Annotated in this window: 7 protein-coding genes and 1 riboswitch; of the genes, 2 read left to right on the forward strand and 5 right to left on the reverse strand. The window is 75.1% G+C overall.

Features of this window, described 5'->3' with window-relative positions; genetic code table 11:
• From F6X68_RS28765 to F6X68_RS28775, 3 genes are all read right to left on the reverse strand, one after another.
• On the reverse strand, positions 1-246 hold a 246-nt coding region (locus F6X68_RS28765; protein WP_192581578.1), incomplete at its 3' end, for an isocitrate lyase/phosphoenolpyruvate mutase family protein.
• 80 nt (positions 247-326) lie between these two features.
• Complete coding sequence (locus tag F6X68_RS28770; protein WP_225852486.1) at positions 327-1,970, reverse strand: YbjN domain-containing protein; 1,644 nt, start codon at positions 1,968-1,970, stop codon at positions 327-329.
• Complete coding sequence (locus tag F6X68_RS28775) at positions 1,967-2,446, reverse strand: YbjN domain-containing protein (protein WP_151457194.1); 480 nt, start codon at positions 2,444-2,446, stop codon at positions 1,967-1,969. Before F6X68_RS28775 ends, F6X68_RS28770 begins: the two co-directional genes overlap by 4 nt.
• 114 nt (positions 2,447-2,560) lie before the next feature.
• Here F6X68_RS28775 and F6X68_RS28780 point away from each other — a divergent pair, with 114 nt between their 5' ends.
• Complete coding sequence (locus F6X68_RS28780; RefSeq protein ID WP_151457195.1) at positions 2,561-5,011, forward strand: DNA translocase FtsK; 2,451 nt, start codon at positions 2,561-2,563, stop codon at positions 5,009-5,011.
• A gap of 96 nt (positions 5,012-5,107) precedes the next feature.
• Here F6X68_RS28780 and F6X68_RS28785 read toward each other — a convergent pair whose 3' ends face one another.
• Together F6X68_RS28785 and F6X68_RS28790 are read right to left on the reverse strand one after the other, a co-directional pair.
• Positions 5,108-5,353 (reverse strand): hypothetical protein, encoded by a 246-nt coding sequence (locus tag F6X68_RS28785; RefSeq protein WP_151457196.1) that lies wholly within the window; start codon positions 5,351-5,353, stop codon positions 5,108-5,110.
• 90 nt (positions 5,354-5,443) lie between these two features.
• Positions 5,444-5,758, reverse strand: a complete 315-nt coding sequence (locus F6X68_RS28790) for a multidrug efflux SMR transporter (protein ID WP_132232868.1) — start codon at positions 5,756-5,758, stop codon at positions 5,444-5,446.
• A 64-nt stretch (positions 5,759-5,822) separates the two neighbouring features.
• Positions 5,823-5,888: riboswitch (guanidine-III (ykkC-III) riboswitch) on the reverse strand.
• An 89-nt stretch (positions 5,889-5,977) separates the two neighbouring features.
• Between F6X68_RS28790 and F6X68_RS28795 the strand changes: the two genes are divergently transcribed.
• Positions 5,978-6,901 (forward strand): ornithine cyclodeaminase family protein, encoded by a 924-nt coding sequence (locus tag F6X68_RS28795; RefSeq protein WP_151457197.1) that lies wholly within the window; start codon positions 5,978-5,980, stop codon positions 6,899-6,901.
• The last annotated feature ends 30 nt before the right edge of the window (positions 6,902-6,931 follow it).

A 6,931-nucleotide genomic window follows, 5' to 3' on the forward strand; every position in this document is an offset into this window, starting at 1 on the left:
TGGCACCCGGCGGGGCCCCTGGAGGTCTCCGTCAGCAACGTCGGAAAGGCGGCGGCGAAGGGCTTCTTCGTCCTGCGTCTGCCGGCCGGGCTGACCGTGACCTCGGGTGGCGACCGCCGCCGCGCCGCAGTCGGCCACGATCCGGGCGCTCGCCACGTCCCAGGCGTTGGGCAGGACGAGCGGGGAGCCGGGGCGGTGCAGGGAGTGCAGGAGCAGGGCGGTGCGCTGGTGGTGCGTCGTCGTCATGGGTGCCAGTCCAGCAGGGCGGCAGAAGATCGTCCGGCGGGTTTCGGACCTCACCGGTGAGCCTCCGCCCGGCCCGGCAGTCAGGGCAGGGCGGCGACCGCCTCGGCGTACGCGACGCCGGTGTCCACGGCCGCGTCGAGCAGGACCGTGAGTTGGGCCGGGGCCACCCCGTGCGCCAGGTCGGTGGCGACGTGACCGGCCAGCAGCAGCTCGCCCTCCCGCTCGTGCACGTACGCCTTCGGCAACAGCCGGTCGTGGTTCCAGGCGTTGCAGAAGGCGTACGCCTCCGCGAGCCGGTCAGCCGGCAGCCGGCGGTTCGCCACGGACCGGGCCTGGAGGATCTCGCCCCGCTCGCCGGCGCGCCGGAACTGGATCAGCGCCTCGCCCCACCGGCCCGTGACGGCGCCACGGTCGTCCACCGCGTACCGGTCCCCGCGCCGGTCCAGCTCGGCGGTGATCATCGCCAGGCTCAGCGGGCGTGGCTCCCCGTCCGGCAGGACGTCGTCGGGCGGGTCGGCGTCGTCGTCGGCGTCGTCGGGCGGCAGGGGCACCGGTGCGGCGGCCGGCCGTTCGGCCAGCCAGGACGCGATCCGGCCGGACTGGTGGCCGGTGCCGTTGCGGGCGTCGAAGCTGCCGGCCAGCGCGGTGGCCACCCCGAGCAGGGTGGCGCCCAGCGTGGCCACGTCGAGCTCGGCGGCCGGCCGCACCCCGTACGCCGGGCGGTGCACCGTCCGCCCGCCGAGCCCCGCCTCCACGGCGAGGGCGCAGACCAGCGCACCGGCGGCGGCGAACTCCATCGCGGACAGGTCGTCGTGCGGCCGGTCCAGCCGGGGCAGCTGCTCGGCGAGGACGTCGACGCCCCGGGCGGGGTGCCCGGCCAGCGCGCACCACCGCAGGTGGGTCGCGAGCAGCGGGAAGTCGGCCCGCTCCCGCCGGTGCCGCCGGTACGCCCGCACGTGCGCCTCGGCCGCCCGCTCCGGCTGGCCGGCCCGCAGCCACGACAGCAGCCCGGCGACCAGCGTCCGCTCCGGCTGCTCGGTGCAGTCGACGTCGCCGTGCGGGGAGTCGGGCAGGGCGGCCAGCGCGGCCCGGTGGTCGCCCCAGCCGGCGAGCAGTTCCGCCCGTCGGGCCGCCGCGCAGTCCGGGCAGCCGCCGACCGGCCCCGGATCGGCCGTCGACCAGCGGTCGTACCACCGCCGGGCGGTGGGCTCGTCGCCGAGGTGGTCGGCGATGCGGCAGCGCAGCTCGGCGACCACCGCCGGGTCGTCGGCGGCGCGCACGGCGAGGTCGTCCAGCATGGACCGGGCCTGGTCCAGCCCGACCCGGGGCGAGCCGAGCAGGGCCTCGACCGCGTACCGCCGGTAGCGTCGCAGCGGCTCGGCCTGGTCTTCGGCCAGCAGGTCGGGGCGGCGCTCCACCGTGGCGAGGCAGCGGCGCACCGGCTCGACCAGCCGCCACCGCTGTCCGTGCAGGAGGTACGCCTCGATGAGCGCGAACCTGGCCGCCAGCGCCGTCCGGTCGTCGCCCGTGGCGTCGGCGTGCGCGGCGATCCGTTCCAGCTCGGTGCTGCGGGCCTCGCCGTCGGGGGTGTCGCGGGCGTCGGCGAGCGCTTCGGCCAGCGCGGGGTCGGACCCCCGGCCCCCGCGCCGCAGCCCGCTCCACCAGCCGGGCAGCCCGAACGGGTCGAGGCCGCGACCGGCCAGGTCACCGCCGCGGCCCGTCACGCCACCACCCCGCCGGGCAGCCGGGCCACCTCGGTGGCGAGCTGGCAGCCGGTGGCGATGCCGCAGTCGAGCAACTGGTCGAGCTGGTGCGCGGTGACGCCGCGTTCCAGGTCGGTGATGACCTCGCCGCAGATCCGGGCCCGCCCGTCGTCCTCGACGTGCACGAAGGCCTTCGGCCAGAGCCGGTCGTGGTTCCACGCGTTGCAGAAGGCGTGCAACGCCGGCACGTACTCGATGGGGAACGCCGGCGCGGTCAGGGTGCGGACCTGGAGCAGTTCCCCGTTGGCGCCGGGGCGCAGGAACCAGATCAGGCTGTCGTCCCAGCGGCCGACCAGGTCGCCGTCGGCGTCGGCCTGGACCCGGTATCCCCGGCTGTGCAGCACGGCGGCGATCAGCTCGCCGGTCAGCGGTTCCAGCGTCCCCGGGTGCCCGGCCAGGTGGCCGTCCCGACCGTCCTCGGTTCCCGGCGACGCCATGGGGGCAACCCTTCTGAGGCAGATATCACGTGACGCGGCGGGGCCCGCGCTGCGACACGCGGACACGACCCGGAAAGGCGGCGATCTGCCGGGTCACGCCATTAGGTTGATGCTATGGCGGGCCGTACCTCTCAGGCGAGCCGGCGGCGCGGCGCGTCGCCGCGTGGCACCACGAACAGTCGTGCCCGTCAGCCGGCGAAGAAGGCCGGCCGGGCGGCACCCCGGCGGCGGCCGGCGGCCCGGTCCGGCCCGGGCCCGATGGTCGGGCAGGCGGTCCGCGCACTGTGGATGGGGATGGCGCACGGTCTCGGCTGGGCGTTCCGGCAGGCCGGCTCCGCCCGGGGGCTCGACCCGGAGCAGCGCCGCGACGGCGCGGGCCTGCTGGTCTTCGGAATCGCCCTGCTCAGCGCGGTGGCCCTCTGGTTCTCCGGCGCCGGCCCGGTGGGCGCGCGGCTGGCCGACACCTTCCGCCTCTTCCTCGGGGCGATCTCGGTCGTGGTGCCGGTACTGCTGATGATCGGCGCCTGGCGGCTGATGCGCGAGCCCGTCGATCCCGAGCACCGCGGCCGGGGCCTGGTCGGCTGGACCTCGATGCTGGTCGCCACCGCCGCGATGCTGCACATCGGACAGGACCCGGCCGACGCGGGCCAGCGCGACTTCGCCGGCGGCCTGGTCGGCGCCGGCGTCGGCAGCCTGATGGAGCGGGCGGTCACCGCCTGGGTGGCCGTGCCGCTGCTGATCCTGCTGCTGGTCTTCGGCCTGCTGGTGGTCACCGCGACCCCGATCAACAAGGTCCCGGAGCGGCTCGGCCTGCTGTTCGGCACCCGGATCGCCCCGCCGGTGGTGGAGGAGGAGACGGCCGAGGAGCCCGCCCGGCCGGCGCCCCGTAAGCGCCCGGCGAAGCGGGCGGCCCCGCCGCCGCCCGACCCGGCGGAGTTCGACGACGACCTCGACGGGGTGGACCTCCAGGAGACCCTGGTGCTGCCCCGCAAGCCCCCGGGCCGGGTTCCGGCCACCCGCAAGCCGGCGGAGCCGCCGGAGCACTCGCCCGCCCCGACGCGGGCCGAGCAGCTCGCGCTGACCGGGCTGGCGGGCGACTACACGCTGCCGCCGGCGAACATCCTCGGCAGTGGCGCGGCCCCGAAGTCCCGGAGCAAGGCCAACGACGAGGTGATCGTCGCGCTCACCGGCGTCTTCGAGCAGTTCGGTGTGGACGCGGCCGTCACCGGGTTCACCCGCGGGCCGACCGTCACCCGCTACGAGGTGGAGCTGGGCCCGGGCGTCAAGGTCGAGCGGATCACCCAGCTCTCCCGCAACATCGCGTACGCGGTGAAGTCGCCGGACGTGCGGATCCTCAGCCCGATCCCGGGCAAGAGCGCGGTCGGGGTGGAGATCCCGAACACCGACCCGGAGAACGTGGCGCTCGGCGACGTGTTGCGGTCGCGGGCCGCCACCAGCGACCACCACCCGATGGTGGTGGCGCTCGGCAAGGACATCGAGGGCGGCTACGTGGTGGCCAACCTCGCCAAGATGCCGCACATCCTGATCGCCGGCGCGACGGGCGCGGGCAAGTCGTCCTGCCTGAACTCGCTGCTGGTGTCCATCCTCACCCGGGCCACGCCGGACGAGGTGCGGCTGCTGCTGATCGACCCGAAGCGGGTCGAGATGACGGGCTACGAGGGCATCCCGCACCTGGTCACCCCGATCGTGACCAACGCGAAGAAGGCGGCCGACTCGCTGGAGTGGGTCGTCCGCGAGATGGACATGCGCTACGACGACCTCGCCGCCAACGGGGTCCGGCACATCGACGACTTCAACCGCAAGGTGCGCAACGGCGAGATCAAGGCCCCGCCGGGCAGCGAGCGGGAGATGCGCCCGTACCCGTACCTGCTGGTGATCGTGGACGAGCTGGCCGACCTGATGATGGTCGCCCCGCGCGACGTGGAGGACTCGGTCGTCCGGATCACCCAGCTCGCCCGCGCGGCCGGCATCCACCTGGTGCTGGCCACCCAACGCCCGTCGGTCGACGTGGTCACCGGCCTGATCAAGGCCAACGTGCCGTCCCGCCTGGCGTTCGCCACCTCCTCGCTGGCCGACTCGCGGGTCATCCTCGACCAGCCGGGCGCGGAGAAGCTGCTGGGCCGCGGCGACGGCCTGTTCCTGCCGATGGGCGCCTCGAAGCCGATCCGGATCCAGGGCGCCTGGGTGACCGAGCGCGAGATCGCCGACGTGGTGAAGTTCTGCAAGGACCAGCGCGAGCCGGAGTTCCGCCCGGACGTGCTCGTCGCGCCGGACGCCGGCAAGAAGAAGATCGACGAGGAGATCGGCGACGACCTCGACCTGCTGGTGCAGGCGGTCGAGCTGGTGGTCACCTCGCAGTTCGGCTCGACCTCGATGCTCCAGCGCAAGCTGCGGGTCGGCTTCGCCAAGGCGGGGCGGCTGATGGACCTCATGGAGACCCGGGGCGTGGTCGGCCCGTCGGAGGGGTCCAAGGCCCGCGACGTGCTGGTCAAGCCGGACGAGCTGGAGGAGGTCCTGGTCGGCCTGCGCGGCGGCGAGGACTAGGACTCCGGCCAGACACGCGACGGGCCCGCCGGCCGGACACGCGACGGGCCCGCCGGCACGCCGGCGGGCCCGGTCTCCGCTGGGGGAGCGGCGGGGTCAGTTGTTGACGAGGGCGTTGATGATCAGCATGCTGACCACGATGGCGGCCACGTTGGCGGCGGCGGCGTACCAGCCGAGCGGCTTGTCGCCGAGCACGGCGCCGACGATGCCCAGGACCAGCCCGATCACGCCGAAGATGAGCGGGTTGAGCAGGAGCGCGAGGACCGCGAACACGAAGCCCACGATGGTGCAGATGCGGGCGGCGTTGGTGCGCGGGCGGGCGGTCGAGTGCATGTTGGCCATGTCTGCCTCCGTGGGTGAGAGCCTTTCCGGTGCCAGGCACAGCTCTACCCACTGTGGTCGTCCGTCACGCCTCGCCCCTGTGGACGCCGGTCAGTGGAAGACCTTCAGGCCGACGACGCCGGCGACCACCAGCAGCAGGCAGGCTATCCGGGGCAGGCTGGCCGGCTCGTTCAGCGCGAGCATCCCGACCAGGGCGGTGCCGACCGCCCCGATGCCGACCCAGACGACGTAGCCGGTGCCGACCGGGATCTCGCGCAGCGCGTACGCCAGACCGGCCATGCTGAGCACCAGGGTCACCACGAAGACCAGCGACGGGACGAGCCGGGTGAAGCCGGCGCTGCGGTCGAGGGCGATCGCCCACGCGGTCTCGAGAAGTCCGGAGACCACCAGCACGATCCAGGCCATGGAAGATCACCTCTGCGTAGGCGCCCGGACCAGCGGGCCGGGAGGAGTGGGTTCGGTACACACACGCGGGGCGTCTTGGCCTGACCGGGTACGCCCACCACTCGTCCGGGGCGACCTCGGGCCGCCACGACCGACGGTAGCACCGGCCGGGCGGCTTCCGGGGTGAGCCGGGCCACCACGGGTTGACGTGAACCTCGCTTCAACTTGCAGTATCGGGGTATGCCGCTGCTCTTCTCCGATCCCGAGGTCGCCGCCGCGCTGGACGCCCCCACCACGGTCGCCGCGATGCGGGACGCCCTGCTCGCCGCGTACGCCGGCCGCCTGGTGGCCCCGCCCCGGGCCGCCGCGCCGCTTGGCGGGGGACGGATGGTGCTCACCGCCGGCCACCTCACCGGCGAGTGGTACGGCTACCGCTCGTACGACACGTTCGGGCACCCGGAGAGCGAGCAGGTGGTCGTGCTGCACGACGGGCGCACCGGGGCGGTCCGGGCGGTGGCGGTCGGGGAGGAGCTGGGCTCCCGGCGTACCGGCGGGCTCGGCGGGGTCGCCGTGGACGCCCTGGCCCGGCCGGACGCCGCCACCCTGGGCGTGATCGGCTCCGGCGGGCAGGCGTGGACCCAGGTCTGGGCCGCCGCCGCCGTCCGCCCGCTGCGCGAGGTCACCGTGCACAGCCGCTCCGTCGCCCGGCGGGAGTCGTTCGCCGCCCGGGTCCGCGCCGAGCTGGGCGTGCCGGCGCGGGCGGTGGACTCGGCGCGGGCCGCCGTCCGGGACCGCGACGTCGTGGTGCTCGCCACCACTGCCGTCGGCCCCGTGCTCGACGCCGCCGACCTGGCCCCCGGCACCCACGTGAACACGGTCGGCTTCAAGCAGGTCGACCGGCACGAGTTCGGCACCGACCTGCTGGACGCCGCCGACCTGCTGGTCACCGACTCGCCGGCGCAGGCGGCCGCGTACGACCCGCCGATGCTGGCGACGCTGCCCGCGTACGCCGGGCGGTTGCGCGACCTGGGCGCGGTGCTGGCCGGCGCCGTCCCCGGCCGGACCGGCGCGGACCAGGTGTCGGTCTTCTGCTCGACCGGCCTGGCCGGCACGGAGGTCTTCCTGCTCGACCGGCTGGTCGGGGTGGGCGCGGCGGCGGTCTGAGCGGGCCGTGGCCGCCGGGAGCGCGCGGGC

The sequence above is a fragment of the Micromonospora sp. AMSO12t genome, assembly GCF_008806585.1.
Classification (GTDB): domain Bacteria; phylum Actinomycetota; class Actinomycetes; order Mycobacteriales; family Micromonosporaceae; genus Micromonospora; species Micromonospora reichwaldensis.

Bases quoted from the DNA above. Each gene is read 5' to 3' on its own strand.
- F6X68_RS28775 (WP_151457194.1), bottom strand. From the start codon at position 2,446: ATGGCGTCGCCGGGAACCGAGGACGGTCGGGACGGCCACCTGGCCGGG.
- F6X68_RS28780 (WP_151457195.1), top strand. From the start codon at position 2,561: ATGGCGGGCCGTACCTCTCAGGCGAGCCGGCGGCGCGGCGCGTCGCCG.
- F6X68_RS28785 (WP_151457196.1), bottom strand. From the start codon at position 5,353: ATGGCCAACATGCACTCGACCGCCCGCCCGCGCACCAACGCCGCCCGC.
- F6X68_RS28790 (WP_132232868.1), bottom strand. From the start codon at position 5,758: ATGGCCTGGATCGTGCTGGTGGTCTCCGGACTTCTCGAGACCGCGTGG.
- F6X68_RS28795 (WP_151457197.1), top strand. From the start codon at position 5,978: ATGCCGCTGCTCTTCTCCGATCCCGAGGTCGCCGCCGCGCTGGACGCC.